A 24167-nucleotide genomic window follows, 5' to 3' on the forward strand; every position below is an offset into this window, starting at 1 on the left:
GACCTACGGAAGGTCCCAAACTGTCGACCCTTATTTTCCGGCCACCCCGGCGGCCCCTTCCCGCACCACCGCCCAGCGGATGCCCGGCGGCGCAAGCGGCGCCATCGACAGGGACGGCCACGGCGACATCGTCACCGGCGTCTTCTGGGGCCGGACTACCGCCGACGGTCCCATCGGCGGAAGGTCCTGGTCACCTACGGCTCGGCCGCGGGCCCCTCGTCCCGCACCCAGACGATCAACCAGGAGTCGGGCACCGTCCCCGGCGACTCGGAGAACTGGGACAAGTTCGGGGGCTCGGTCGCCCTCGGGGACGTCAACGGCGACGGCAAGCAGGACCTCGCCATCGGCGCCCCGGACGAGAACATGCGGTTCTGGGGAACCATGCACTACCACATGGGTACGGTCACCGTCCTGTACGGATCATCGGCCGGCGTCGACACCGCCACGGCACCGCAGTACTTCTACCCGGGCAACAACGGGGTCCCCGGTGAGCCGCTCTTCGCACCGCAGTTCGGCACTGCAGTACTGCTGGCCGACCTCGACCGTGACGGCGGAGCCGATCTGGTCGTCGGCAGCCCGTGGCAGATCAACGGCGACGGAGCGGTCAGCGTGCTGCCCTCCGCGGTGACATCCGACGGGAGCAAGTGGCTCGGCACCGCCGGGGCCATCATGCTCGCGCCCCGTCAGGTCGGAATGGACACGACCGGTCTCCCCCAGTTCGGCAGCGTCCTTCAGAACTCGCGTCAGGTGTCTCTCATCAACACCTGAGGCGCGATCCGCGCGGGCGGTGAGGAGCGGCGAAAATCAGCCAACTCCGTTCGACCGGCTCACGCCACGACGCCGCCCGCACACACAGAAAGCACACAGAACGTCCATGAATGGGCGGGGCTGGTGAGGCATCCAGCAGCTACCGAGCAACTGGAGATTTCCGGCCATACCCCTTGCCCGCCAAGGAATCCTCTGTACGGCAGCGAGCGCTCCTGCATATCGTGGCGACGCGCATGACGGGTCCCTGACCAGCCCGTATCTCGCGCACATCACTCAGCGACCGGGGGAACGCCGTCGCTCACGGGGAGGGGTTGCATCGCCATGCCGTCGTACCGGCTGGCTGTGTCAGCAACCCATCAGAGCTTCTGAGCGCCTGAGCCCCTCTCAGGTCGGCGGCACTTCCCTACTCCCTGCTGTTCGACCGTCCGATCGGCCCATGTGTCCTCTGATGAAGAATGGGATCCTTCGTTGCGTTCCAGACCTTGGTTCGGCCTGCCCGGATCGCGAAGACCAGGCAAGCTGACCACTGCCGTCACCTCTGTTGCTGCGCTGGCTGTTCTGGCCGGGTTCGCGGTTCAACCGGGTTCCGTTCGGCTGCGTGCTGATTCGGTGTCCGATCCCTGGTACGACGACTCGCCGAGCGAACAACTGCGCCAGGACCAGTGCCTGATGGCCGACGTGCTGCGGCTGGGCGGCCCGTCGATGGCCGCGACCGCGCAGGACGGGCTCAACCAGCCCGCGGACAAGCTTCACGTTCTGGCGAACCGCGCCTACTGGGACAGCACACCCCTCACCGTCGCGTTCAACAAGGACCACGACGAGGCCCGCAAGGAACTCGATGCACTGGACGCTCTGCGGGAGGGGTGGAAGAAACCTCTAGATGGCTTGGAGACGCCCGGTGGGTTCGGCGAAACCAATTTCCACTGGCCGCCGGGAGGGCCCGGTGACAGCCAGCAGAGCTTCTACAAGCAGGCCGGACTGACTTCCTGGGTAGCGGACCAGTTCTGGAAGAGCGACAGCGACTTCTACAACGACTCCACCCCCAAAGCCGACGAGAAGACCCTCAAGGCCGTCGATGACCTGGGTACCTCCCGCTACGCAGTACCCGACACGAATCTGCATGGAGACGCGTGGAACCGGGCCGTACTCGAGAGCCACGCCTTCGAGTGGATGCACGGCGGTCCCAGCACGAACGCGGGGGCCGACGACGCCCGTATCTTCCTCACCTCCGGTGGATTTCCGAGTACCGCTCCGCAGCCGGGGACACCGGAGTTCCGGATCGCGGTCGAGGACGTGAAGACGCGCTTCGCGACGTGCGCATGGCGTGACCCGCTCGACCCGGACAGCGTGCTGGGCGACATCACCGCCACCGCGGCCGACGAGTGGCAGCAGGAGATCGCCTCCCAGGCCGTCCAGCGCAACCAGGTCCTCGAAGCGAACAAGAGCGCGGTCGACGCTCTTTCCAAGGGCGCGAAGGCCCTCAGCGACATGCTGGGACAGTCCTGGGTCGCCGACCACCTCGTTCGCTGGCAGGACTACTGGAGCGCCGGCGGCTTCGGCTGGATCGGTGACGGTCAGTTGGAGATCCAGGTGCCGGGGGCTGCCGGCAAGTGCCTCGACGTGGCAGGGGGTGGCAAGACCAACGGCACGCCCGTGCAGATCTACACCTGCAACGGCGGCGCCGCCCAGGAGTGGCACTTGATGGGCTCCTACGACGGCGGCTACACGCTGGTCAACCCGAACTCCTTCAAGTGCCTTGAGGTACTGAACGGCGCCAGCGCCGACGGTACGAAGATCCAGATCCGGGACTGCGGCAGCAGCAAGGCCCAGCAGTGGGCGTTCGACATCCGCAGTACCGGCCCGCTGCGAAACGCGGCGACCGGCAAGTGTCTGCACCTGCCGGGGTTTGACAACAGCAAGGACGCGGTGCTGTCGACGTGCAACGGCTCCAGCGCGCAGAAGTTCAAGGTCGTCCCCAAGACCCACACCGGCGAAGCCAAGCTGAACTACCCGGACAAGGCCCAGTTCGACAAGGCGAAGGCCGGTGTCACCGCCGCCCAGGCCGGCGCGAAGAAGCAACTCACCGTCCTGAAGGCGCAGCTCGCCGCGGCGCAGAAGGCCGCCACCGACTCGGACACGGCCATCCAGGCCGCCTACGGCATCGCGGACACTAACGGCGCACCGCGCGGACGTGGCCTGCTGGTCGGTCAGCAGAAGGACCAGGTGACCAAGGGCGCGGTGGCCGCGCTCCAGGCGCTGGTGAAGGCTGGTGAGACAGCTGAGGCCGCCACCCGTGCCTCCGCCGGTGACGGCGCGACGATCGCCCAGCGCGCGCTGGCACAGGCGGCTCAGTCGAAGGCCGAGTTCCGCAAGAAGGCCGCCGAGGCAGCCGAGTGGCAGGCCAAGGCCGCAGCCGACGCGGCGAAGATCCACCGGGACAACGCCAAGAAGGACAAGGAGACCGCGGAGGCGAAGCTCGCCGACGCGCTGAAGGCCGAGAGCGACGCCAAGGCGGCCGCCGCCGACGCACACGCCAAGCGGCTCGCCGCCGAGGCCGAGGAGAAGACGGCCAAGGCCGAGAAGGAGAACGCCGCCGCCAAGCGGGCCGAGGCCGCCGAACACAAGAAGAACGCCGAGTCCCAGGCGTCCAAGGCGAAGGACGCCAAGGACAAGGCGGAGGCCGCGGAGAAGACCGCAAAGGACAAGCGGGACGACGCGGTCAAGGCACGCGACCACGCCGCGGCGATGCGGGACGACGCCTGGGACGCCGAGCAGAAGGCAGACGCAGCCCGCGCGAAGGCCGACGCCAAGGACGCCTACGCCGACTCCCTCGATTCCGGAGACGCGGCAGACGCGGCCCGTGCTGCCGCGAACGACGCCGACAAGTCGGCTGGCGACGCCGAGGCCGCCGCCAAGAAGGCACGCTCCGAGGCCGACGCGGCGACCCAGGCGGCGGCCGATGCCGACGCCGCGGCCACCCGTGCCGAGGCGGCGGCCAAGCGGGCCCGCTCCGACGCGGACGCCGCGCAGGCGGACAAGCTGAAGGCCGACGCGGCCGTCAAGACCGCGACCAGCGCGGTGGCCGACGCCATCAAGGCCTCCCAGGACGCATCAGCCGAGGCCAAGACCGCCGTCAAGCTGGCCGACGAGGCTCAGCAACACGCCAAGGACGCCAAGACCCAGGCCAACGCCGCCAACGCGGAGGCCGCCAAGGCACTGGCCGCCTCGGCGAAGGCCGCGGGCTACGCCCATGTCACCGCGCAGGCGGCCGTGGACGCTGGCAAGGCGGCGGAGCAGGTGGCCAACCCGGCCAACGACGCGATCCAGCTCGGCTCGCCCTACGTCGACACCGACTCGGCCGCCGGCCTGGTCGTGCTGACCGGACAGGCGTCGAAGACGATCGCCGAGCAGCAGCAGGCGGTCGCCGACGCGCACGCCAAGAACGCCGCCGCCGAGGCCCAGGCGGCCAAGAACATCGCCGACCAGGCCAAGGGCGACGCCAAGGAGGCCTACCAGCACGCGGCCAACGCCGCCCAGTACGCGGCTGACGCCCGCACCTACTCCAAGGAGGCCCTCGGCTACGCGGCCGACGCCGCCAAGGCCGCCGCAGCGGCCTCCGCGTCCCTGGCCCGCACCATCGACTACGACAAACAGGCCGCCGACGACGCCGCAGCCGCCGGCAAGGCAGCCGGCAACGCCGAGGGCTACGCCAAGGACGCCCGCGACTCCGCCGACGCCGCCGAACTCGACGCCGAAGCGGCCCGCTCCGCCGCCGCCCAGGCCGAACAGGACGCCAAGGACGCCCGCGCGGCAGCCGACCGCGCGGACGCGGCGGCAACGGAAGCGGAACAGGCGGCAAAGGAAGCCGCCGCGTACGCCAAGGAAGCCCAGGAGGCGGCCCGGCGAACAGAGACCAAGAACCGCAACGACCAGATCGAGAACGGCGCTGCCGGCGTCGGTGGCGTCTTCTACAGGACGCGGGTCGAACCCGTCGGTGACCCGGAAATCCTGCACAAGGACAACTGCAACGTCATCGTGCACACCGGTGACTGCATCATCACCGCAAACGTAACCGCCAAGATCTTCGTCGACCTCTACCTGTGTACGGCTACGGACATCCCGGATGTGCAGTCCGGATGCCCCTCTTCCGACACCCAGTTCCTCGACAGCATGGAGCTGAAGCCGCAGACCAAGGAGGTCACCTACACGATCACTCCCCAGGAGTTCAACGACGCCGTCGCCAAGGGATTCGTCAAGGCCCTCACCGAGGACTTCACCGGCTGCTGGGACAGGATCACCACAGGTGGCGGCGGAACCCTGGGCAACTGCGGATGGGCAGTCTTCGACATCGCCACCCTCGTCTTCGGCAACGTCGCCGTCAAAGCCATCAAGAGCGCCGTGACGGCCCTCGATGCCGCCCTGAGAACCGGCATCGCCATCGACGAGGCATGGAAGGCCCTGCGTGCCGCCGGCGTCACCGATGCCGCGATCGAGGGAATCACCACAAAGCTCGCGCTGACCAAGTGCTTCCCCGCCGGCACCAAGGTCGCAACGGCGGACGGCCCCAAATCCATCGAGGACATCAGGGTCGGCGACCTGGTCTGGTCACAGGACCAGGTCACCGGCAAGAAGACCCTGCAGCCGGTGCTGCGCCTGTTCCACCGGACCGTCGACTCCCTGGTCCGGATCAGAACCACCGACGGCCAGGTCGAAGCGACCGGCTCGCACCGCTTCTGGGTACGTGAACGGGGCTGGGTCGAGGCCGGCGAACTGCGCGCCGGAGACACCCTCGAGGCGCGGGACGGCGGCTCCACAAAGGTCCTTGGCACCGCGGCCGTCAAGGGGTCCGTCGAGGTCTTCAACTTCGAGGTCGCGCGCAACCACACGTACTACGTGTACGCGGGAACGACGCCGGTTCTGGTACACAACGAGTGCCTCGAAGGGATCGTCAACGAGCTCGTCAAGGACGGCGACCACATCGTCCTGGGGATCAACCCGTACTCCGACAGGCTGGCGAAGGAGACCCTGGGCGGTACCGGCGGTCTGAGCGGCGCCGGAGCACGGACGTTCAACAACAAGCTTCTCGGCAAGCCGGCCCCCCACGGTGACGGGCGTCCGATCTGGATGGTCGGCGTCGAGAAGGCGCTGGACAATGAGTCGGTGAAGTTGAGCATTTCACTGGACGGTGTTCCGGACGCGAAAACTGCGGCCGAAGCCCTGGACAAGCTCGTCGAGCGCGGGAGGCCGTTGGTGGGCGGCGATTGGGAGACGGTCGCGACCCCGGGAAGCAACAACGGCACCGCATGGGAAGTGGCGACATTGCGTCTTAAGGTGATCCTTGGACGCCGGAAATTCGAGGCCGTCGACTGGTACTTCACCAAGCCGGGTGAGAAGGCGCCGAGCCTTGTCAAAGACATGCCGAAGCCGGAATGGGCACAGTGACGCGAAGGCCCCGAGGACAGGAAGAACACAGAGAATGCCGGATTTCGTACGAGAGGGACGGCTGTTCCGGGTGGTCAGCTTCGCGGCGTCGCACCGGCAGCTGCTGCTACGCAGCGACGCCACCGCCGTCGACGCAACGAACACCCGCGTCGAGGTGTATTTCGGCCATGTGGAGCTGATGCTGCTCAAGCCCATCTACGAGAAGGGCATCCACGTCCGCCGGGCGTCGGAGGCGGAGTTCGCGGTGCTGAAGGAGCGCCATGACCTCCCCTCCGACGATGCGGCCTTCACCTGGATGATCGAACCGGACGGGGACAGCTTCGTCGTCTCCGGCGATCCCTCGTGGCGCGAGGCGGACCGTAAGTTCGAGGACCCGTCCCTGTTCGACTTCAACCAGCCCTGGCCCCCGGACTTCCCCGTGGAGTCCGGCAGCGTCGGCTGACGCGGATGACACGCTGAGGGCGCCCCCTGCCGCAGGGGGCGCCCTCAGCGCCGTGCACGCCCATCAGTGCCGGACCCACCACACCAGCGGCTGGGAAGCGCGGCCCAGCCCACGTGACGCACCCCACCCCACCACCCCGTTCAAACTCCGTTAACAATGGACTGTGATCTCACCGGTCTCCTCGATGCCCCGGAGCGCCCACCGGCCCAAGCCGGAGGCGACTCCCTACGTCGATCTCACCCGTGCCGAATGGAGCGCGCTGCGCGACAAGACGCCGCTGCCGCTCACCGCTGAAGAGGTCGAGAAGGTGCGCGGCCTCGGCGATGTCATCGACCTCGACGAGGTGCGGGACGTCTATCTGCCGCTGTCCCGGCTCCTCAACCTCTACGTCGGCGCCACGGACGGCCTCAGAGGCGCTCTGAACACCTTTCTCGGCGAGCAGGGCTCCCAGTCCGGCACCCCGTTCGTCATAGGAGTCGCCGGCTCGGTGGCGGTCGGGAAGTCCACCGTCGCCCGGCTGCTCCAGGCCCTGCTCTCCCGCTGGCCCGAGCACCCGCGCGTCGAGCGGGTGACGACCGACGGCTTCCTGTTGCCCACCAGGGAGTTGCAGGCCCGCGGCCTGATGTCGCGCAAGGGCTTCCCGGAGTCGTACGACCGCCGCGCGCTCACCCGCTTCGTCGCCGACATCAAGGCCGGCAAGGACGAGGTGACGGCCCCCGTCTACTCCCACCTCAGGTACGACATCGACCCGGAGCGGAAGCTCTCCGTCCGCCGCCCGGACATCCTGATCGTCGAGGGCCTGAACGTCCTGCAGCCCGCCCTGCCCGGCAAGGACGGCCGCACCCGGGTCGGTCTCGCCGACTACTTCGACTTCAGCGTGTACGTCGACGCGAGCGACGACGACATCGAGCGCTGGTACCTCAACCGCTTCAAGAAGCTGCGCCAGACGGCCTTCCAGGACCCGTCCTCGTACTTCCGCAAGTACACCCAGGTCTCCGAGGAGGAGGCCCTCGACTACGCACGCGGCCAGTGGCGGACGATCAACAAGCCCAACCTGGTGGAGAACATCGCCCCCACCCGCGGCCGCGCCACCCTCGTCGTCCGCAAGGGCCCGGACCACAAGGTGCAACGGCTGCGGCTGCGCAAGCTGTAGGGCGCCCACGTGCCGCTGCCCGGACCAGAAGTGGCTCTGGGCCGGGCAGCGTGCGCGTACGGCGAAGGCCGGCGGCTTCTAGAACCGCCTCTCGCAGTTCGAGATGTTGTCGCCGGGGTCGGCGAACACCGTGTCGAAGCCGAGGCCGCAGTTCACCGTGTCACCGCCGGCGTTGTCCTGCACGCCGATCGTGTCGTTGCGGCCGTTGGTGGTCACGCTGTCGAGGCCCGAACCGGCGTCGACGGTGGTGGCGACGGGAGCGGCGGAGCCATCGAAGGTGTCATCCCCGTCGCCCAGCTGTATCGCGAGCCGGCTGGCCGTGAGGACGCTGCCGCAGTCGGCGCTGGTGGGAGTCAGCCGGGTGCAGCCCGGGCCGATCGCGATGCCCGTGGCGTCCGTGAGGATCAGACGGCCGCTGGAGCCGTCGGCCGTGACCTGGTTGTTCACACCGGCGCGCGCCTGGAGCCCGACCAAGCCGCCGAAGATGCGGAACGCCGTGGAGCCCGGTGTCTGGGCGGCGGCCGGGGTGGCCGACGAGGTGACGACGAGGCCCGCCACCAGAGCCGGACCGGCCGCTCGCTTCAGGATTCTGCTCACGATCTTCATGCTGTGTTTCTCTTCCGTCGAGGGGCGCCGCGCAGAGCGGCCTCGATGCAAGAGAAACAGTCAGTGATCAGTCGTGCACTTTTTGCTACGCCTTGAGGCTCAACCCAGCGCCGACTTCACCGCATCGGCCAGTCGCCCGGCCACCGACCGAGCCTGATCGATGTCAGCGGCCTCGACCATCACCCGGACCAACGGCTCGGTCCCCGAGGGACGAAGCAGCACCCGCCCGGTGGACCCCAGCTCCCGCTCCGCCTCGGCCACAGCGGCAGCCAGATCGGCAGAGGTCTTCACCCGGGACTTGTCCACGTCCGGCACGTTGATCAGGACCTGCGGCAGCCGCTCCATGACAGAGGCGAGGTCCCGCAGCGTACGACCGGTCTCCGCCACCCGCGCCGCCAGCAGCAGCCCGGTCAGCGTGCCGTCACCGGTGGTCGCATGGTCGAGGATGATCACGTGCCCGGACTGCTCACCGCCCAGGGCGAACCCGTGCTGCTTCATCTCCTCCAGCACGTACCGGTCGCCCACGGCGGTCTGCACGAGCCGGATCCCGGCCTGCTCCATCGCCAGCTTGAAGCCCAGGTTGGACATGACCGTGGCGACGACGGTGTCGGAGCGCAGCTCGGACCGCTCCCGCAGCGCCAGCGCGAGCACGGACAGGATCTGGTCGCCGTCCACCTCCTCGCCGGTGTGGTCCACGGCCAGGCAGCGGTCGGCGTCGCCGTCGTGCGCGATGCCGAAGTCCGCGCCGTGCTCCAGCACCGCGGCCTTCAGCCGGCCCAGGTGAGTGGAGCCGCAGCCGTCGTTGATGTTGAGCCCGTCCGGCTCGGCACCGATCGTGACGATCTCGGCGCCGGCCCGCGAGAACGCCTCCGGCGAGACCCCCGCGGCCGCGCCGTGCGCCTCGTCCAGGACGATCTTCAGGCCGTCCAGCCGGTTCGGGAGCACCGACAGCAGGTGGGCCACATACTGCTCGAAGCCTTCGTCGTACGAGCGGACGCGGCCCACCCCGGCGCCCGTGGGCCGCTCCCAGGGCTCGCCGTGGCGGTGGGACTCGTACACGGCCTCGATCTTGTCCTCGAGCTCGTCGGCGAGTTTGTGGCCACCGCGGGCGAAGAACTTGATGCCGTTGTCCGGCATGGCGTTGTGGCTGGCGGAGAGCATCACGCCCAGGTCGGCGCCGAGCGCGCCGGTCAGGTGGGCCACGGCCGGGGTCGGCAGCACGCCGACCCGCAGTACGTCCACGCCCGCGCTGGCCAGGCCCGCGACCACGGCCGCCTCCAGGAACTCCCCGGACGCCCGCGGGTCCCGCCCGACCACCGCCGTCGGCCGGTGGCCCGCGAAGGTGCCCGCCTCGGCCAGCACGTGGGCCGCCGCCACGGACAGGCCGAGCGCCATCTCGGCCGTCAGGTCCGCGTTGGCGACACCGCGCACGCCGTCCGTACCGAAGAGTCGTCCCACTTGTCCTCCTGAGAAGCGTCCTTGCTGCCATGCATGGTGGCAGACGCCGGGTCATCCGATCACACCAGCCGTTGAGCGTCTTGTGTCGTTATACGCCCTTGGCCGGGATAAACGAACGCCCCGACGGCACATGTGGCGTGCCGCCGGGGCGTTCGGAGTACGAGCAGCAGCTCCTGATTAGCGCTTGCTGTACTGCGGAGCCTTGCGGGCCTTCTTGAGACCGGCCTTCTTGCGCTCGACCGCACGGTCGTCGCGCTTGAGGAAGCCGGCCTTCTTGAGCGGGCCGCGGTTGTTGTCGACGTCGGCCTCGTTCAGCGCACGGGCGACACCGAGACGGAGCGCACCGGCCTGACCGGAGACACCGCCACCCGCGATGCGGGCGATGACGTCGTAACGGCCCTCGAGCTCGAGCACCTTGAAGGGCTCGTTGACTTCCTGCTGGTGCACCTTGTTCGGGAAGTAGTCCTCGAGGGTGCGACCGTTGATCTTCCACTTGCCGGTGCCCGGGACGATCCGGACGCGGGCGATGGCGTTCTTGCGGCGGCCCAGGCCGGCGGCCGGCTGGGGCTCGCCGAAGCGGGAGGCCAGGGACTCCGAGGTGTACTCGCCCTCGACGGGGACCTCGGACTCGGTGGTGTAGCTGTCGATGTCAAGCTCTTCGAGCGGCTGCTCGGCAGTGGTCTCGGCCACGATTCTCCTCAGATTCTCTTCAGTCTTAGGGGGTGGCCGGACTTACTGCGCGACCTGGGTGATCTCGAACGGCACCGGCTGCTGGGCAGCGTGCGGGTGCTGGTCACCCTTGTAGACCTTCAGCTTCGAGAGCATCTGACGGCCCAGAGTGTTCTTGGGGAGCATGCCCTTGACGGCCTTCTCGATGGCCTTCTCAGGGTTCTTGTCCAGCAGCTCGTCGTAACGGACGGAGCGCAGACCACCCGGGTAGCCGGAGTGGCGGTACGCCATCTTCTGGGTCCGCTTGTTGCCGGACAGGTGCACCTTGTCGGCGTTGATGATGATGACGAAGTCACCAGCGTCGACGTGCGGCGCGTAGATCGGCTTGTGCTTGCCCCGGAGAAGGGTCGCTGCGGTGGTGGCGAGACGGCCCAGGACAACGTCCTGAGCGTCGATGACGTGCCACTGGCGCGTCACATCGCCGGGCTTGGGGCTGTACGTACGCACGGTTCGTAGCCTTCGCTTCGAGTGAATGGTCCTGAACAGGTCACCGAAACGATCACGACAGCCTTGACCGCACCGCGGTGACGCAAACCGCGTGCTGGTCGCTGGTCATCGGCCCGGTGGACCGGTGTAAGGGCCCGTCCCGTGAGAATGAGCAAGCCAATACACAACGAAGAAGCAGATTACCTGGGCGCCCCCGGCAGGGTCAAAACGACGCCCTTCCCGCTCATGCCGACGGACAAACAAGGCATGCCGACCGACGCACTCCAGCATCCCCCGGCCCCCGTCTAAGATGCGCCCCATGAGTTACGGGCAGGGGGGACCCCAGTCTCAGTGGGATCCCTGGAAACCGCATTCGCAACAGCAGCCCTGGAGCAGCGGCGGTGACGACGGGACTCCGGACTGGGCCGCGCTCGCCGAGGCCTCGGAGACCCGGAACAAGCGCCGCAGGCTGCTGTTCATCGGCGGCGGCGCGCTCGCCACGATCGCGGTCGGCACCGCCGTGGCCATGGCCGTCGTGTCCGCGAACGGCGACGGCAACGCCTCGGGCAACCCCACCAACCTGCCCGCCAGCGCCTCCCTGCCCAGCAGCTCGGCCACGGCTCCGTCCTTCGCCCCCACCAGCGCCCCGCCGCCGCTGGACCCGAAGGACTTCATATCCGACGTGAAGAAGGACACCGCGCCGCTGAGCCCCGAGACGCTCTTCCCCGGGACCCGGCTGACCATGGGCGAGGCGGTGTACAAGAAGGGCGCCACGGCCGACACCAAGAGCTGCGCCTCCGCCGTCGGCGGCACCCTGAGCAAGATCCTCACCGCGAACGGCTGCACCCGCCTGATCCGCGCCAGCTACACCGAGGACGGCATCGCGGTCACCGTCGGCGTCGCCGTCTTCGACACCGCGGCCCAGGCGGCGAAGGCCAAGGCCCAGACCGACGACAAGAGCATCGTGCGCGCCCTGTCCGGCAAGGGCATCAAGCCCTTCTGCGACGGCGCGATCTGCCGCTCGACCCGCAACGCCTACGGCCGTTACGGCTACTTCACGATCACCGGCTTCACCAACGGCAAGAGCGTCACCAAGAAGGACACCAAGGCCTTCTCCGTCGGCGACGACCTGGCCGAGTTCGCCTTCCGCCAGATCCGCCGCCGCGGCGAGGCCCAGGCCTCGGCCGCAGCGAACCAGTGAGGTCTCAGCAGCACCCCGCCGACGGAAGCGAGCGCTTGTTCCGGGCCTCCTTGTTCCGGGCCGCCAGCAGCTCGTCGGCGGGGTAGCCGACCTCCTCCAGGGTCAGCCCGTGGGGTCGTACGACGTGCACGGCGGAGTCGCGCACCCCCGCGGCCAGCACCTTCCCCGGCCACTGCGGACCCCGGTGGCCGTCGCCGACGAAGAGCAGCGCGCCGATCAGCGAGCGCACCATGTTGTGGCAGAAGGCGTCGGCCCGGACGGTCGCGGTGATGATCCCGTCGGCGCCCTTGGCCAGGCTCAGCTCCTGGAGGGTACGGATCGTGGTCGCACCCTCCCGCTTCTTGCAGTACGCGGCGAAGTCGTGCTCCCCCAGCAACAGCTCGGCGGCCTCGTTCATGGCGTCCACGTCGAGCGGCCAGTCGTGCCAGAGGACGTGGCCCCGCAGCAGCGGGTCCACCCCGCCCGGGTTGTCGGTGACCCGGTAGGCGTAGCGCCGCCAGACGGCGGAGAAACGGGCGTTGAAGCCGCTGGGCGCCTCCCTGAGGGCCCATACCCGTACGTCCTTGGGCAACCGCCCGGCGAGCCGCTTGAGCAGCTTCTCGTGGTGCTCACGCCACACCTGTTCGGGCAGATCGACATGCGCGACCTGCCCCCTCGCGTGCACCCCTGCGTCGGTGCGGCCGGCGACGGTCAGCTCGTACGTCTCCCTGGACCGCGTGACGGTGCGCAGGGCGTCCTCGATCTCCCCCTGCACGGTCCGCCGACCGCCGGCCTGCTTGGCCCACCCGGAGAAGTCGGTGCCGTCGTAGGACAGGTCGAGGCGTACACGTACGTAACCGGGCTGTACTTCGTCACTCACCCGTCAATCCTCTCAGGGCAGATCCTTTTCAAAAAACGTGAAAGCGGGCCCGCCCCGAAGGGCGAACCCGCTTCCAGCGTCAGGCGGAGCCTCAGGCCTCCGTCGACTCCTCGGCAGCGGCCTCCTCGGCCGGAGCCTCGGTGGTCTCCGCAGCCTTGGCCTCCTCGGCCTCCTTGACCGCACGCTTGGTGGCGGCCTCGGCCTCACCGGTCGCCTGCTGGGCAACCGTCAGCGCCTCGACCAGCTCGATGACGGCCATGGGCGCGTTGTCGCCACGGCGGTTACCGATCTTGGTGATGCGGGTGTAGCCACCCGGACGGTTCTCGTAGCGCGGGGCGATCTCGGTGAAGAGCGTGTGGACGACGCTCTTGTCCGTGATGACTTGGAGCACCTGACGGCGGTTGTGAAGGTCGCCCTTCTTCGCCTTGGTGACCAGACGCTCGGCGTACGGGCGCAGGCGGCGGGCCTTCGCCTCGGTGGTGGTGATACGGCCGTGCTCGAAGAGCGCCTTCGCGAGGTTCGCGAGGAGCAGCTTCTCGTGCGCGGCGCTGCCGCCCAGACGGGCACCCTTGGTGGGCTTCGGCATTGTTCTTCTCCTGTGTGTCTGCCCCGGCCGTGTCAGGTACCGGGGTCAGTATCCGAGCAGGCGGGTTTGCCTGTCGGAGATCCGGGGTCCGCTGACGCGGACCCCGGAGGCGGTGGAGATCAGTACTGCTCGGTCTCCACGAAACCCGCGTCCGCGTCGTCGTCGGCGCCGAAGGCGTCGGCAGCGGCGGTCGGGTCGAATCCGGGCGGGCTGTCCTTGAGGGCCAGGCCCATGCCGGCCAGCTTCGCCTTGACCTCGTCGATGGACTTCGCACCGAAGTTGCGGATGTCCAGGAGGTCGGCCTCGGAGCGGGCGACGAGCTCACCCACGGAGTGGATGCCCTCACGCTTGAGGCAGTTGTAGGAGCGGACGGTGAGCTCCAGCTCCTCGATCGGCAGCGCGAGGTCGGCGGCCAGGGCGGCGTCCGTGGGGGACGGGCCCATGTCGATGCCCTCGGCGTCGATGTTCAGCTCGCGGGCGAGACCGAACAGCTCGACCAGGGTCTTACCGGCCGACGCCATGGCGTCACGGGGACGCATGGCCTGCTTCGTCTCGACGTCGACGATCAGCTTGTCGAAGTCGGTGCGCTGCTCGACACGCGTGGCCTCGACCTTGTACGTGACCTTCAGCACGGGGCTGTAGATGGAGTCGACCGGGATACGGCCGATCTCCTGGCCCACCTGCTTGTTCTGCACGGCGGAGACGTAGCCGCGACCGCGCTCGACGGTCAGCTCCATCTCCAGCTTGCCCTTGCCGTTGAGCGTGGCGAGGACCAGGTCGGGGTTGTGCACCTCGACACCGGCCGGGGGCGCGATGTCGGCGGCGGTGACCAGACCCGGGCCCTGCTTGCGCAGGTACATCACGACCGGCTCGTCGTGCTCCGAGGAGACGACCAGCTGCTTGATGTTGAGGATCAGGTCGGTGACGTCCTCCTTGACGCCCGGCACGGTGGTGAACTCGTGCAGGACGCCGTCGATGCGGATGCTGGTGACAGCGGCACCCGGGATCGAGGACAGGAGGGTACGGCGGAGGGAGTTGCCGAGGGTGTAGCCGAAGCCCGGCTCCAGCGGCTCGATCACGAACCGGGAGCGGAACTCGTCGACGACCTCTTCGGTCAACGAGGGACGCTGAGCGATCAGCATGTGTGGATCAGATCCTTCTTTCGTGGACGCCCGCTATTTGACGCCCGACGGAACCGCCCCAGGCAAAAGGGACGGGTACTGCAAGGGTACGGGCGGTACGGCCCTTTTACGGAGCCGTACCGCCCGAATCCTGAAAGCAACCGTGCGTCAGACGCGACGACGCTTCGGCGGACGGCAGCCGTTGTGCGGGGTCGGGGTGACGTCCTGGATGGAGCCGACCTCGAGGCCCGTGGCCTGCAGGGAGCGGATCGCGGTCTCACGACCGGAGCCCGGGCCCTTGACGAACACGTCGACCTTGCGCATGCCGTGCTCCTGGGCGCGGCGGGCAGCCGACTCGGCGGCCATCTGCGCGGCGAACGGCGTGGACTTCCGGGAGCCCTTGAAGCCGACGTGGCCGGCGGAGGCCCAGGAGATCACGTTGCCGGACGGGTCCGTGATGGAGACGATCGTGTTGTTGAACGTGCTCTTGATGTGCGCGTGGCCGTGAGCGACGTTCTTCTTTTCCTTGCGGCGCACCTTCTTGGCAGCGCCCTGACGTCCCTTGGGGGGCATCTACTAACTCCTACGGGAGGTGGTCGGTCCTACAGCGAAGACCGTGGACAGGTGTCCGCTGCGGACTACTTCTTGCCCGGCTTCTTCTTGCCGGCGATGGCGCGACGCGGGCCCTTGCGGGTGCGGGCGTTGGTGCTGGTGCGCTGACCGCGGACGGGCAGACCGCGACGGTGACGCAGACCCTGGTAGCAACCGATCTCGACCTTGCGGCGGATGTCGGCCTGGATCTCGCGACGGAGGTCACCCTCGGTCTTGATGTTGTTGTCGACGTACTCGCGAATGGCGACCAGCTGCTCTTCGGTCAGGTCGCGGACGCGGGTGTTCGGGTCGATGCCGGTCTCGGCCAGCGTCTGCTGGGAGAGAGTTCGGCCGATGCCGAACACGTAGGTGAGAGCGACCTCCACGCGCTTTTCGCGCGGGATGTCAACACCGGAAACGCGTGCCATTCAATGGCTCCTGGTGATCTTCGGAGGTCTTCCGCAGAACCGGATCCCGGCCGCCGTACTAGGTACGAACCGGGTCCCCGGCCTCCGAACCGGGGGTGTCGAGCTGGTTGGCTCGGGTCCTGCGTATGAACAATTCAGCTTGCGTCGCGCGAATCTCTGCGATGGATGCAGAGGGATCGGTCGTGCGTCAGCCCTGGCGCTGCTTGTGGCGCGGGTTCTCGCAGATGACCATGACCCGACCGTGACGGCGGATCACCCTGCACTTGTCGCAGATCTTCTTGACGCTCGGCTTGACCTTCATTGGGTGAGGTTCTCCGGGTCAGTGCCATCGCTCCGGGCGGGCCCGGGGCGCGGGCAAGATCTACTTGTACCGGTAGACGATCCGGCCACGCGTCAGGTCGTACGGAGACAGCTCCACCACGACCCGGTCGTCAGGGAGGATGCGGATGTAGTGCATGCGCATCTTGCCGCTGATGTGTGCCAGGACCTGGTGGCCGTTCTGGAGCTCGACCTTGAACATGGCGTTCGGCAGAGACTCGACGACAGTGCCCTCGATCTCGATGGCACCTTGCTTCTTGGCCACGCTTCGCCCTTCGAATCGACTACCTTGATCGACTCTCGGGGGGCATGCGGACATGCGGGTACACGAGAGCCGACGAGTCAGTCTACGTCAGCGCACCCGGAAACACGAATCGAGGAAGTCTGCCCCATGCAGATGATCCTCATGCAAGGGGGTCGGGGGCAGCCGTGATGCCGTACTCCGCCAGCTTCGCCCTGCCGCCGTCCGGAGCCGTCAGCACCAGCGGGCCCTTCTCCGTGAGGGCGACCGAGTGCTCCCAGTGGGACGACCAGGTGCCGTCCGTCGTGATGACCGTCCAGTCGTCCTGGAGGACCTCGGTCTTCGGGGTGCCGAGGGAGACCATCGGCTCGATCGCGAGGCAGAAGCCGGGGACCAGCTTGGGGCCCTTGCCGCGGCGGCGGTCGACGTAGTTCAGCAGGTGCGGGTCCATGTGCATCTCGGTGCCGATGCCGTGGCCGCCGTAGTCCTCGATGATGCCGTAGCGGCCGCCGCCGGGCTTGGGCTGGCGGCGGATGTACGTCTCGACGGCCCGGGAGATGTCGACCAGCCGGTTGCCCTGCTTCATGGCCGCGATGCCGGCCCACATCGACTCCTCGGTCACCCGGGAGAGCTCGACCAGCTCCGGGGCGTGGCCGGAGCCGACGAAGGCGGTGTAGGCCGCGTCCCCGTGCCAGCCGTCGACGATCGCGCCGCAGTCGATGGAGATGATGTCGCCGTCCTTGAGGACGACGTCGTCGGAGGGGATGCCGTGGACGACCACGTCGTTCACGGAGGTGCAGATGGTGGCCGGGAAGCCGCCGTAGCCGAGGAAGTTCGACTTGGCGCCGTGCTCGGCGAGGACCTTCCGGGCGACCTCGTCCAGGTCCTTGGTGGTGGCGCCGGGGACCGCGGCTTCGCGTGTGGCCGCGTGGATGGCGGCTACGACCAGGCCCGCCGCACGCATCTTGGCGATCTGCTCGGGGGTCTTGATCTGCACCATGGGTGGCCTGCGCTCTCCGTCACTCACGTCGACTGGGTTACCTACACAACACTACGGCCGCGGCGCCCCGGGGAGGGTGCCGCGGCCGGAAGGACCGCGATCTACTTGTTCTCGGCCTTCTCGCGCTTCAGGGCCTCCAGGGCCCGCTGCGTGATCTCGTCCACCGGGCCCAGGGAGGAGATCGTCACGACCAGCCCCTGCGCCTTGTAGTAGTCGATGATCGGCTCGGTCTGCGTGTGGTAGACCTCCAGCCGCTTGCGGACGGTCTCCTCGGAGTCGTCGTCGCGCTGGTACAGCTCACCGCCGCAGACGTCGCACACGCCGTCCTGCTTCGGGCGGCTGTACGTCACGTGGAAGACGTGGGAGGAGTCGTTGCGGCAGATACGCCGGCCGGCGATCCGCTTGACGACCTCCTCCTCCGGGACCTCCAGGTCCAGGACGGCGTCGAGCTTGATGCTCTCGGTCTCCAGCAGCTGGTCCAGCGCCTCGGCCTGCGACACGTTGCGCGGGAAGCCGTCCAGCAGGAAGCCGCTCTCCGCGTCCGGCTGCTCCATGCGGTCCTTGGCCATCGCGATGGTCACCTCGTCGGGTACGAGGTTGCCGGCGTCCATGTAGGACTTCGCGAGCTTGCCCAGCTCGGTCTGCTGGCTGATGTTGGCCCGGAACAGGTCGCCCGTGGAGATGTGCGGGATGGCCAGCTTCTCTGCGAGCCGGACGGCTTGCGTTCCCTTACCGGCACCCGGCGGCCCGACGAGGACGATACGCATCAGCGGAGGAACCCTTCGTAATTGCGCTGCTGGAGCTGGCTCTCGATCTGCTTCACCGTCTCGAGACCCACACCCACGATGATCAGGATGCTGGTCCCGCCGAACGGGAAGTTCTGGTTTGCCCCAAACCCAACCAACGCCATCGTCGGCACGAGAGCGATCAGACCCAGATACAGCGAACCCGGCCAGGTGATCCGGTTGAGCACGTAGCTCAGGTACTCAGCGGTCGGTCGGCCAGCCCGGATGCCCGGGATGAAGCCACCATACTTCTTCATGTTGTCGGCGACTTCCTCGGGGTTGAAGGAGATCGCCACGTAGAAGAACGCGAAGAAAACGATGAGCAAGAAGTACGAAGTGATGTAAATCGGGTGATCGCCCTTGGTCAGGTTGTCCTTGACCCAGATGGCCCAGCCCGATTTGCTCCCCGCGAACTGCGCGACCAACGCCGGAATGTAGAGCAGCGACGAGGCGAAGATGACGGGAATCACACCCGCCTGGTTCACCTTGAGCGGGATGTATGTGGACGTACCGCCGTAGGAACGCCGGCCGATCATGCGCTTCGCGTACTGCACCGGGATGCGGCGCTGGGCCTGCTCGACGAAGACCACGAGCGCGACCATGACCAGGCCGACCAGGATGACCGTGCCGAACTCGATCCAGCCGCCGGCCAGGGTGCCCTGCTTCTTGATGGCCCACAGCGCGGACGGGAAGGTCGCGGCGATCGAGATGAACATCAGGATCGACATGCCGTTGCCGATGCCGCGGTCGGTGATCAGCTCACCGAGCCACATGACGACGGCCGTACCGGCGGTCATGCAGATGACCATGGTGATGGTGGTGAAGATCGCCTGGTCGGGGACGATCTGGCTCGCCACCGAACAGGTGCTGAACAGAGCACCACTGCGGGCGGTGGCCACCAGGCCGGTGCCCTGAAGGATGGCCAGCGCCACGGTGAGGTAGCGGGTGTACTGCGTGATCTTGGCAGTACCGGCCTGTCCCTCCTTCTTGAGCGCTTCCAGGCGCGGAATCACTACCGTCAACAGCTGCAGGATGATGCTGGCCGTGATGTACGGCATGATCCCGAGCGCGAAGATCGTGATCTGAAGCAGCGCACCACCGCTGAACATGTTGACCAGCCCGAAGAGACCCTGGTTACCGGAGGCCTCACGGACACACTGCTGGACGTTCTTGTAGTTGACGCCCGGGATCGGGATGTGGGTGCCGACCCGGTACACCACGATGATGGCCAGCGTGAACAGCAGCTTCTTGCGCAGGTCGGGCGTCCTGAACGCCCGGGCGAACGCGGTGAGCACGGTGCCTCCTGCGACCCCCGCGTATGCGCGTGAGGTGACGACTAATTTCGGGTTAATGACCTGTGGAACGAGGTTACGGCATGCCAAGACAGCGCTGGATGCCAGTCGCCACAGCCTACCTATATCAGGGCCCAGCCGGAACGCCGACCGACGGCCCGTCAGCAGCGGGGTGACGAGACCCACACTTCCGCACATTTTCGACTGTATGTCTGAAAACTACTCCCCTCCCTGCACGGGCACCTCGCAGGACCCCGGATCGAACGCGGCGCATCCTGCCACGGGAAGCTCGTGTGGGTGTGAAGTGCTCCACGGCGGCCGCCATCCCCGCCACGGCGGCAGCGGCCACGGGTGCGCTGCCCGCGTTGACACATGCAACAAGGTTGGCGTCCAAATCCGCGGAGCATTCCCCGAACCCGCCCGCCGCTGATCACCCGCATCGCCAAGGGCATGAATTTCGACTGTTGACCTGAGTGACGGTCCTTCAGGGCCGGCACTCAGCCGTCTTATTGGGCAGCCGAAAGCGGAATGAAGAATTTCACTCAGCACAGCATAAGCACTCGTGCGCTCGCTGCAGCGCTGGTCACCTGCTCGACAGGAAAGGGCGTGCTACGCGCACTCAGCGCGGGCCAGAAGGGCTTCAATACGCCTCTCCGCAGGCGGCGGCGAATGACAGTCGGTGGTCTGACAGCAAAGCCGTCGACGACTCTGACTTCGCTGCAGAAAGACTGTCCACATGAATAAGTAGAGCCGCCCCCGCGGTAACGCGGGAGCGGCTCTACTTGCAATTAAGAACTAGCTCAGACGAGCTCGGTGACCGTACCGCCGGCGGCGGTGATCTTCTCCTTGGCGGAGCCGGAGACGGCGTCGACCGTCACCTGCAGCGCCACGGAGATCTCGCCCTGGCCGAGGACCTTGACGAGGCTGTTCTTGCGAACGGCACCCTTGGCCACCAGGCCCTCGACGGTGACCTCGCCACCCTCGGGGTACAGCGCGGCCAGCTTGTCGAGGTTCACGACCTGGAACTCGGTCTTGAACGGGTTCTTGAAGCCCTTCAGCTTCGGGAGGCGCATGTGCAGCGGCATCTGGCCACCCTCGAAGCGCTCCGGAACCTGGTAGCGGGCCTTCGTGCCCTTGGTACCACGACCGGCCGTCTTACCCTTCGACGCCTCACCACGACCGACACGGGTCTTGGCGGTCTTGGCGCCCGGGGCGGGACGGAGGTTGTGGATCTTCAGCGGGTTCTGCTCCGCCATGATCAGTCGACCTCCTCGACCGTCACGAGGTGGCGGACGGTGTGCACCATGCCGCGGAACTCGGGGCGGTCCTCCTTGACGACCTGCGTGTTGATGCCCTTGAGACCAAGGGAGCGCAGGGTGTCGCGGTGGTTCTGCTTGCTGCCGATGTAGGACTTGACCTGCGTGATCTTGAGCTGAGCCATCACGCACCCGCCCCCGCACGCGCACGCAGCAGAGCCGCGGGAGCGACGTCCTCGAGCGGCAGACCACGGCGGGCCGCGACCTCCTCGGGACGCTGCAGACCCTTCAGGGCCTCCACGGTCGCGTGCACGATGTTGATCGCGTTGTCGGAGCCGAGCGACTTCGACAGGATGTCGTGGATACCGGCGCACTCGAGCACGGCACGCACCGGACCACCGGCGATAACACCGGTACCGGGGGACGCGGGCTTGAGCAGCACGACGCCGGCAGCCTTCTCACCCTGGATCGGGTGCGGGATGGTGCCCTGGATACGGGGGACCTTGAAGAAGTGCTTCTTGGCCTCCTCAACGCCCTTGGCGATGGCGGCCGGCACCTCCTTGGCCTTGCCGTAACCGACACCCACGGTGCCGTCACCGTCGCCCACCACGACCAGCGCGGTGAAGCTGAAGCGACGACCACCCTTCACAACCTTGGCGACGCGGTTGATCGCGACAACGCGCTCAACGTACGCGGTCTTCTCGGCGGCAGCAGCGCCGCCGTCACGGCCCTTCCGGTCCCGCCGCTCGCCGCCACCGGCACCGCCACCGCGGCGCTGGGGTCCAGCCATTGGAATTACCTCTCTCTGTTTCCGCTAGCTACGGCAGGCTCAGAACTTGAGCCCGGCTTCGCGGGCGGCGTCCGCCAGGGCGGCGATGCGCCCGGCGTACTGGTTGCCACCACGGTCGAACACGACAGCCTCGACACCGGCGGCCTTGGCACGCTCGGCGACCAGGGCGCCGACCTGCTTGGCCTGCGCGGACTTGTCGCCCTCGCCACCGCGCACGGACGCGTCCAGGGTGGACGCGGACGCCAGGGTGTGGCCCTTGAGGTCGTCGATCACCTGCGCCACGATGTGGCGGTTGGAGCGGGTCACGACCAGACGGGGACGCTCCGCCGTACCGGCGATCCGCTTGCGGATCCGGATGTGACGGCGCTTGATCGCGGCGCGCTTGTAGGCGTCGCCCTTGAGGATCTTCTGCCCGTATGCCATGGCTTACTTACCCGCCTTTCCGACCTTGCGGCGGATGACTTCGCCCTCGTACTTGACGCCCTTGGCCTTGTACGGGTCAGGCTTGCGCAGCTTGCGGATGTTGGCCGCAACCTCGCCGACCTTCTGCTTGTCGATGCCCTCGACCTGGAAGCGGGTCGGGGTCTCCACCTTGAAGGTGATGCCCTCGGGCGCCTCGACGACGATCGGGTGGCTGTAGCCGAGCGCGAACTCGAGGTTCGAGCCCTTGGCCGTGACGCGGTAACCGACACCGCTGATCTCGAGCTTCTTCACGTAACCCTGGGTCACGCCGGTGATCATGTTCGCCACCAGCGTGCGGGACAGGCCGTGCAGGGCCTTGTTCTGACGCTCGTCGTTCGGGCGGGTGACGTTCAGAACGCCGTCCTCACCCTTGACGATCTCGATCGGTGCCACGACGGTGTGGGTCAGTTCGCCCTTGGGGCCCTTGACCGAGACCGTACGGCCGTCGATGGTGACGTCCACGCCGGCGGGAACCGTGATGGGGAGCTTGCCAATACGCGACATAGCTGTTTCCTCCGTTCCCTTCTGCTACCAGACGTAGGCGAGGACTTCCCCACCCACGCCCTTCTTGCCGGCCTGCTTGTCGGTGAGGAGCCCGTGGGACGTGGAGATGATCGCCACGCCGAGGCCGCCGAGCACCTTCGGCAGGTTGGTGGACTTCGCGTACACCCGGAGACCGGGCTTGGAGATCCGCTTGATGCCCGCGATGGAGCGCTCACGGTTCGGGCCGAACTTCAGCTCGAGAACGAGGTTCTTGCCGACCTCGGCGTCCTCGATCTTCCAGCCCGTGATGAAGCCCTCCTGCTGGAGGATCTCCGCGATGTGCGACTTGATCTTCGATGCCGGCATCGTCACGGAGTCGTGGTATGCCGAGTTCGCGTTCCGCAGACGCGTAAGCATGTCTGCGATCGGATCAGTCATGGTCATGAATTGGCCTTCGGCCTCTCTCGCCGGGGTTTCCTGGTGCACCATCCCTCTCCCCGATCCGAGACGGGGCGGGTGCGGCGCGGTGGACCTACGGCGTAGTAAGTCGTACGGGCGCGGCAGACGCCCAACCCCACAAGCCTACGGCATGCGGAGAAGGGCCCCTGCCGACCCAGATGCTTACCGAGAGCTTCAGGAATCCCTAAAAAGCGGGGATTACCAGGAGCTCTTGGTCACGCCCGGCAGCTCGCCACGGTGAGCCATCTCACGAAGGCACACGCGGCACAGGCCGAACTTGCGGTACACGGAGTGGGGACGGCCGCAGCGCTGGCAGCGCGTGTAGCCACGCACGCCGAACTTGGGCTTGCGAGCAGCCTTCGCGATCAGAGCCTTCTTCGCCATCTCGCTCACGCCTCCTTGAAGGGGAAGCCGAGGTGACGAAGGAGCGCGCGGCCCTCAGCGTCGTTGGTCGCCGTGGTCACCACGGTGATGTCCATACCCCGGACGCGGTCGATCTTGTCCTGGTCGATCTCGTGGAACATGACCTGCTCGGTGAGACCGAAGGTGTAGTTGCCACGGCCGTCGAACTGCTTGGGGGACAGACCACGGAAGTCGCGGATGCGCGGCAGCGCGAGCGACAGGGTGCGGTCCAGGAACTCCCACATGCGGTCGCCACGGAGCGTGACGTGGGCACCGATCGGCTGGCCCTCACGCAGCTTGAACTGCGCGATGGACTTGCGGGCCTTGGTGACCTGCGGCTTCTGGCCGGTGATCGTGGAAAGGTCGCGGATGGCGCCCTCGATCAGCTTGGAGTCGCGGGCGGCGTCGCCCACACCCATGTTGACCACGATCTTGACGAGGCCGGGGATCTGCATGACGTTCTCGTACTTGAACTCGTCACGCAGCTTGCCCGCGATCTCCTCGCGGTACTTCTGCTTCAGACGCGGAGTGGTGGTGGTAGCCATCAGATGTCCTCACCCGTCCGCTTGGCAACGCGGATCTTGTTGCCCTCTTCGTCGAAGCGGTAACCGACACGCGTGACGACCTTGTTGCCGTCCTTCTCCACGACCAGCTGAACGTTGGAAACGTGGATCGGGGCCTCGGTGGTCACGATGCCGCCGGCCTGGGAACCGCTGGCGGTCGGGCCGGCCTTGGTGTGCTTCTTGACCCGGTTGACACCCTCGACCAGGACGCGCTCCTCGCGCGGGTAAGCGGCAATGACCTTGCCCTGCTTGCCCTTGTCCTTACCGGTGATGACCTGGACCAGGTCGCCCTTCTTGATCTTCATG

General features: G+C 67.4%; 27 protein-coding genes and 1 pseudogene. 5 read left to right on the forward strand and 23 right to left on the reverse strand.

Going from position 1 to position 24167, the window contains the following annotated elements; translation table 11 throughout:
- The 4 genes and pseudogenes from ACZ5DS_RS31420 to coaA form a co-directional block, all read left to right on the forward strand.
- A pseudogene (locus ACZ5DS_RS31420) lies at positions 1 to 768 on the forward strand (hypothetical protein); the annotation flags it as partial.
- Positions 769 to 1437: 669 nt separating this feature from the next.
- Positions 1438 to 6210, forward strand: coding sequence for a polymorphic toxin type 27 domain-containing protein (locus ACZ5DS_RS31425; RefSeq protein WP_468245303.1), 4773 nt, complete (start codon positions 1438 to 1440; stop codon positions 6208 to 6210).
- A 34-nt stretch (positions 6211 to 6244) separates the two neighbouring features.
- Positions 6245 to 6652 carry a hypothetical protein gene (locus tag ACZ5DS_RS31430; protein ID WP_468245234.1) on the forward strand — a complete coding sequence of 136 codons (408 nt, stop codon included), beginning with the start codon at positions 6245 to 6247 and terminating at the stop codon, positions 6650 to 6652.
- A gap of 184 nt (positions 6653 to 6836) precedes the next feature.
- Positions 6837 to 7805 carry a type I pantothenate kinase gene (coaA, locus tag ACZ5DS_RS31435; protein WP_468245306.1) on the forward strand — a complete coding sequence of 323 codons (969 nt, stop codon included), beginning with the start codon at positions 6837 to 6839 and terminating at the stop codon, positions 7803 to 7805.
- A 78-nt stretch (positions 7806 to 7883) separates the two neighbouring features.
- On the opposite strand, the gene ACZ5DS_RS31440 is transcribed toward coaA, so the two are convergent.
- From ACZ5DS_RS31440 to rplM, 4 genes are all read right to left on the reverse strand, one after another.
- Complete coding sequence (locus ACZ5DS_RS31440; protein ID WP_468245235.1) at positions 7884 to 8402, reverse strand: hypothetical protein; 519 nt, start codon at positions 8400 to 8402, stop codon at positions 7884 to 7886.
- A gap of 108 nt (positions 8403 to 8510) precedes the next feature.
- Complete coding sequence (glmM, locus tag ACZ5DS_RS31445) at positions 8511 to 9869, reverse strand: phosphoglucosamine mutase (protein WP_468245237.1); 1359 nt, start codon at positions 9867 to 9869, stop codon at positions 8511 to 8513.
- A gap of 177 nt (positions 9870 to 10046) precedes the next feature.
- Positions 10047 to 10559, reverse strand: coding sequence for a 30S ribosomal protein S9 (gene rpsI / locus ACZ5DS_RS31450; RefSeq protein WP_103812805.1), 513 nt, complete (start codon positions 10557 to 10559; stop codon positions 10047 to 10049).
- A 42-nt stretch (positions 10560 to 10601) separates the two neighbouring features.
- Positions 10602 to 11045 carry a 50S ribosomal protein L13 gene (gene rplM / locus ACZ5DS_RS31455; RefSeq protein ID WP_030345455.1) on the reverse strand — a complete coding sequence of 148 codons (444 nt, stop codon included), beginning with the start codon at positions 11043 to 11045 and terminating at the stop codon, positions 10602 to 10604.
- A 298-nt stretch (positions 11046 to 11343) separates the two neighbouring features.
- Here rplM and ACZ5DS_RS31460 point away from each other — a divergent pair, with 298 nt between their 5' ends.
- Positions 11344 to 12225 carry a hypothetical protein gene (locus tag ACZ5DS_RS31460; RefSeq protein ID WP_468245240.1) on the forward strand — a complete coding sequence of 294 codons (882 nt, stop codon included), beginning with the start codon at positions 11344 to 11346 and terminating at the stop codon, positions 12223 to 12225.
- Positions 12226 to 12229: 4 nt separating this feature from the next.
- Here the strand turns inward: ACZ5DS_RS31460 and truA are convergent, their stop codons facing one another.
- From truA to rplX, 19 genes are all read right to left on the reverse strand, one after another.
- Positions 12230 to 13084, reverse strand: a complete 855-nt coding sequence (gene truA / locus ACZ5DS_RS31465) for a tRNA pseudouridine(38-40) synthase TruA (protein WP_468245242.1) — start codon at positions 13082 to 13084, stop codon at positions 12230 to 12232.
- A gap of 91 nt (positions 13085 to 13175) precedes the next feature.
- Positions 13176 to 13670, reverse strand: a complete 495-nt coding sequence (rplQ, locus tag ACZ5DS_RS31470; protein ID WP_468245245.1) for a 50S ribosomal protein L17 — start codon at positions 13668 to 13670, stop codon at positions 13176 to 13178.
- A gap of 119 nt (positions 13671 to 13789) precedes the next feature.
- Positions 13790 to 14812, reverse strand: a complete 1023-nt coding sequence (locus tag ACZ5DS_RS31475) for a DNA-directed RNA polymerase subunit alpha (RefSeq protein ID WP_003966937.1) — start codon at positions 14810 to 14812, stop codon at positions 13790 to 13792.
- Positions 14813 to 14959: 147 nt separating this feature from the next.
- A complete protein-coding gene (rpsK, locus tag ACZ5DS_RS31480; RefSeq protein WP_003956432.1) occupies positions 14960 to 15364 on the reverse strand; it encodes a 30S ribosomal protein S11 in 405 nt (134 codons plus the stop codon).
- 65 nt (positions 15365 to 15429) lie between these two features.
- The gene (rpsM, locus tag ACZ5DS_RS31485; protein WP_031167100.1) at positions 15430 to 15810 is read right to left on the reverse strand and encodes a 30S ribosomal protein S13; all 381 of its coding nucleotides are present in this window, start codon (positions 15808 to 15810) and stop codon (positions 15430 to 15432) included.
- A 187-nt stretch (positions 15811 to 15997) separates the two neighbouring features.
- Entirely contained in the window at positions 15998 to 16111 is a 114-nt protein-coding gene (gene rpmJ / locus ACZ5DS_RS31490) for a 50S ribosomal protein L36 (RefSeq protein ID WP_003998809.1), read from the reverse strand.
- A gap of 60 nt (positions 16112 to 16171) precedes the next feature.
- Positions 16172 to 16393, reverse strand: a complete 222-nt coding sequence (infA, locus tag ACZ5DS_RS31495) for a translation initiation factor IF-1 (protein WP_003948620.1) — start codon at positions 16391 to 16393, stop codon at positions 16172 to 16174.
- 139 nt (positions 16394 to 16532) lie between these two features.
- Positions 16533 to 17369, reverse strand: a complete 837-nt coding sequence (gene map, locus ACZ5DS_RS31500) for a type I methionyl aminopeptidase (protein WP_468245309.1) — start codon at positions 17367 to 17369, stop codon at positions 16533 to 16535.
- 101 nt (positions 17370 to 17470) lie between these two features.
- Positions 17471 to 18136 carry an adenylate kinase gene (locus tag ACZ5DS_RS31505; protein ID WP_468245248.1) on the reverse strand — a complete coding sequence of 222 codons (666 nt, stop codon included), beginning with the start codon at positions 18134 to 18136 and terminating at the stop codon, positions 17471 to 17473.
- Positions 18136 to 19449 carry a preprotein translocase subunit SecY gene (gene secY / locus ACZ5DS_RS31510; protein WP_468245250.1) on the reverse strand — a complete coding sequence of 438 codons (1314 nt, stop codon included), beginning with the start codon at positions 19447 to 19449 and terminating at the stop codon, positions 18136 to 18138. The genes ACZ5DS_RS31505 and secY overlap by 1 nt, the downstream gene beginning before the upstream one ends.
- A 797-nt stretch (positions 19450 to 20246) precedes the next feature.
- Positions 20247 to 20702 (reverse strand): 50S ribosomal protein L15, encoded by a 456-nt coding sequence (gene rplO / locus ACZ5DS_RS31515; protein WP_023547373.1) that lies wholly within the window; start codon positions 20700 to 20702, stop codon positions 20247 to 20249.
- A 2-nt stretch (positions 20703 to 20704) separates the two neighbouring features.
- Positions 20705 to 20887 carry a 50S ribosomal protein L30 gene (gene rpmD, locus ACZ5DS_RS31520; RefSeq protein ID WP_003974250.1) on the reverse strand — a complete coding sequence of 61 codons (183 nt, stop codon included), beginning with the start codon at positions 20885 to 20887 and terminating at the stop codon, positions 20705 to 20707.
- Entirely contained in the window at positions 20887 to 21492 is a 606-nt protein-coding gene (gene rpsE, locus ACZ5DS_RS31525; RefSeq protein ID WP_015658456.1) for a 30S ribosomal protein S5, read from the reverse strand. The genes rpmD and rpsE overlap by 1 nt, the downstream gene beginning before the upstream one ends.
- A 39-nt stretch (positions 21493 to 21531) precedes the next feature.
- A complete protein-coding gene (gene rplR / locus ACZ5DS_RS31530; RefSeq protein WP_030860987.1) occupies positions 21532 to 21915 on the reverse strand; it encodes a 50S ribosomal protein L18 in 384 nt (127 codons plus the stop codon).
- A 3-nt stretch (positions 21916 to 21918) separates the two neighbouring features.
- Positions 21919 to 22458, reverse strand: coding sequence for a 50S ribosomal protein L6 (gene rplF, locus ACZ5DS_RS31535; RefSeq protein ID WP_061920715.1), 540 nt, complete (start codon positions 22456 to 22458; stop codon positions 21919 to 21921).
- A gap of 24 nt (positions 22459 to 22482) precedes the next feature.
- The gene (gene rpsH, locus ACZ5DS_RS31540) at positions 22483 to 22881 is read right to left on the reverse strand and encodes a 30S ribosomal protein S8 (protein WP_007494756.1); all 399 of its coding nucleotides are present in this window, start codon (positions 22879 to 22881) and stop codon (positions 22483 to 22485) included.
- Between the two features lie 213 nt (positions 22882 to 23094).
- Positions 23095 to 23280: a type Z 30S ribosomal protein S14 gene (locus tag ACZ5DS_RS31545; RefSeq protein WP_003948630.1), complete on the reverse strand. Its 186-nt coding sequence runs from the start codon at positions 23278 to 23280 to the stop codon at positions 23095 to 23097.
- 5 nt (positions 23281 to 23285) lie between these two features.
- On the reverse strand, positions 23286 to 23843 hold the full coding sequence (gene rplE / locus ACZ5DS_RS31550; RefSeq protein WP_389187601.1) for a 50S ribosomal protein L5: 558 nt from the start codon (positions 23841 to 23843) through the stop codon (positions 23286 to 23288).
- Positions 23843 to 24166 carry a 50S ribosomal protein L24 gene (gene rplX / locus ACZ5DS_RS31555; RefSeq protein ID WP_351222634.1) on the reverse strand — a complete coding sequence of 108 codons (324 nt, stop codon included), beginning with the start codon at positions 24164 to 24166 and terminating at the stop codon, positions 23843 to 23845. The genes rplE and rplX overlap by 1 nt, the downstream gene beginning before the upstream one ends.
- Position 24167: the final 1 nt, after the last annotated feature.

This window comes from Streptomyces sp. NPDC031100 (genome assembly GCF_055570785.1).